Origin of the sequence: Rhodococcus sp. BS-15, from assembly GCF_000813105.1 — a bacterium.
Classification (GTDB): Bacteria; Actinomycetota; Actinomycetes; order Mycobacteriales; family Mycobacteriaceae; genus Rhodococcoides.
This window is the reverse complement of the sequence record NZ_BAOX01000469.1, coordinates 1-2,445: the sequence shown is the minus strand read 5'-3', so window position 1 is coordinate 2,445 and position 2,445 is coordinate 1. Positions and strand designations below refer to the sequence as shown.

3 protein-coding genes and 1 pseudogene are annotated in these 2,445 nt (G+C 65.3%); 1 reads left to right on the top strand and 3 read right to left on the bottom strand.

Annotation, left to right across the window (positions count from 1 at the left end; all coding sequences use genetic code 11):
- The 3 genes and pseudogenes from RHBS_RS26935 to RHBS_RS29375 all read right to left on the bottom strand — a co-directional run.
- Nucleotides 1-778: pseudogene (locus tag RHBS_RS26935) on the bottom strand (hypothetical protein); the annotation flags it as partial.
- Nucleotides 779-780: 2 nt separating this feature from the next.
- A complete protein-coding gene (locus RHBS_RS26930; protein ID WP_128646871.1) occupies nucleotides 781-1,020 on the bottom strand; it encodes a hypothetical protein in 240 nt (79 codons plus the stop codon).
- A 55-nt stretch (nucleotides 1,021-1,075) separates the two neighbouring features.
- On the bottom strand, nucleotides 1,076-1,633 hold the full coding sequence (locus RHBS_RS29375; RefSeq protein WP_187298657.1) for a transglycosylase SLT domain-containing protein: 558 nt from the start codon (nucleotides 1,631-1,633) through the stop codon (nucleotides 1,076-1,078).
- A 1-nt stretch (nucleotide 1,634) separates the two neighbouring features.
- Between RHBS_RS29375 and RHBS_RS29370 the strand changes: the two genes are divergently transcribed.
- On the top strand, nucleotides 1,635-2,111 hold the full coding sequence (locus RHBS_RS29370; protein WP_187298656.1) for a hypothetical protein: 477 nt from the start codon (nucleotides 1,635-1,637) through the stop codon (nucleotides 2,109-2,111).
- The last annotated feature ends 334 nt before the right edge of the window (nucleotides 2,112-2,445 follow it).

The window sequence follows — 2,445 nt, the reverse complement described above, 5'->3', positions numbered from 1 at the left end:
GAGCCGCAGGGGCCGGAGCGGCGGGTACGGGAGCGGCGGTCCCGGCTTTGTCTTCGACTGCAGGCGCTGGCTCGGTTGCTGCTCCCTCGGACGTATCAGGCTCAGTCGTCGGGGCGGCTTCCGACTTGTCCTCGGCCTTCGCGTCGCTCCCGCTGTCGATGTCGTTCGGTGCGTCCGCAGGTGCGCCGTCCGCCTTGTCTGCGACGCCGGCGGCACTGCCCGGTTCGTCGTCCTTGAATTCTGCGAGCTCGACTCCGCCCGGTGCAGGTTTCGGCTTGCCCTCGGCTGCGTCGGCGTCGGCGAGCAGGGTGTCGACCATTCCTTCGTACGCGGCCCCGAACGTGGACTGTGCGGTGCCTACGTACGACTGCGCCTGCGCCTGCAGCTGAGCGAGGTCGGCCGGATCAGCGCCGGTCGCGATCAATGTGGCCTTCTGTGCGTGATATTCACGGTCGATCGCGTTGAGATTGTGCTTGTGATTCTCGATTGCCGACGCCAGGTTCTCGAGCTTGGACGCCGTGGCGTGATGAACTGATTGCTGGGTGGTCAGCTGGGAGCGGTCCCGGCTGAGGGCGTCCTGGAGAGCAGTTCCTGCCGCGCCTTGGAAGCCCGCCGTGCGATCGCCAACCTTGCGGGTGACGTTCGCTCCGTCTTCCGCTGTACCGCTGAGCTTTCGTTGCACTTCGGCGTCGGCTCGGTAGGTGCTCTCGTCGTACTCCGGCCACGCACCACCGATGAGGGCGGCGGACTCGGGGTTGGCGTTCATGGGGATTGGCATCGCTACTCTCCTGCTGCTCGGGCATTGTCGAACGCCGGATGGGACTGCTGCTTCGCGAGGTCGCGGAGGAGATCCGGGTTCGCCTCCGCGGCGTCGAGCACTTCGTTGACGACCTCGATGACAGCGAGCTCGAATTCTTCGATGTCGTTGATGCCCTCGAAACCGGAGAGCATCACCAGTGGTCCGCCGTTGACGTAGAAGCCGCGGACTCCGTTCCGGACAGCAGCTGTGTTCTCTGTCATCTTGTGTTCCTTTGAACTCTGCACGTGCGATGGGGTGCGGGCTGTCGTTGCCATCTCAGTAGCCCGTGTATCCGTTTGATCTGCGCGACGCGGCGAACCGTTCGAGTCCTGAGCCGTCTGCTCCGACCTCGTACTTGTCCTTGATGTAGTTGATCGCGGCACCGGCGGATGCTTCGGGGTCGTAGATGTTGTTCGACGTGCCGGCAGCGTGGTGGGCTGCGAACGTGGACGGAATGGTCTGCCATGTCCCGCGTGAGGACTGCGATGGTGCGCCGTCGACCTGAGTCGGTCCGATCGCGTTGGTGTCGTAGAGGTTGACTGCGTCGGCGTTGTCCCCGGACTCTTTGTCCGCCATGAACTCGAGCACCGCTTTGAATTGCGGTCGTGCTTCCGGTGTGATGCCCGTCTTGTCCATCGCGCTTTCGATGGCGGCAGAGACTTCGGCGTCGGAGAGCTTGCCCTTGCCCTTGGTGTATTCGACGTCGTCGACGTTGATCGGGGCAGGTTTGGTGTCGCCGTCCCATGTCGACTTCCGCTCGGCGTCGACCACGCTCTCACCTGACGCGGCTCCTCCCTGGGCTTCGATCAGCGCCGCGAGCTGAGACCGTGTCATCGTGACACTTCCGGGCGGATACTGTTGCGCCGCCGGGGCGGCCGCCGCCACCATCGTCGGGGCGAGGGTCGATGCAGCCATGGACAGCGGAGTCACCATCGATGACGCCATCGGGGACGAGGAAGCCATCGACATCATCGGTGATCCCTGCATGCTGGGCATCTGCGGCGACGGGCCCGCAAGTTGCGCGGCAGACAACATCGGGCGCGCGACCGGTGCCGGCGACGCGGGTGCTGCAGAGGCAGGTGTCGACGAGACCGGCGCGTTCGACTGTGTCACCGCAGCAACACTGTGCGCCGAACGATCGTCGTTGTCGGCGAACGCTTCTGACGTCTTTTCACCCACGGCTGCAGTGCCGTCGATCTTGTCCAAGTCGGCCTTCGTCCGGCCGAGCAGCGTTTCCAGGGCCGACTTCACACGTGGATCCGTCGCGCTACTGACCGCCCTGTCAGCAGCCTCGCGTACCTCGTGGATCTGATTGCGCCCATGGCCGAGGACCGATGAGACGTCGTCCGTATCGATCGCGACGGTCATCGTCTCGTCCTCTCATCGGACCGTGTGTCAGTCACTGGTCGGCACTCGGCTCGGCTGGCTCGGTGATGTCGGCGATGACGGGTTGGGCTCACCTGTCTGCGGCAGAAGCGGATTCGCAGGGGCGTCGCCCGTTTGCTGACCTGGGACGTCCGCGGCGGGGTCAGGTGCGATCGGGCTTCCATCGACCGGTGCAGCAACGGGTGCCGGCGTTGGTGCCGCGTTCGGGGCGTCGTCGGTCGCCGCCACTGCAGCCGGGCTTGGTTGAGGGGCTGCCGGAG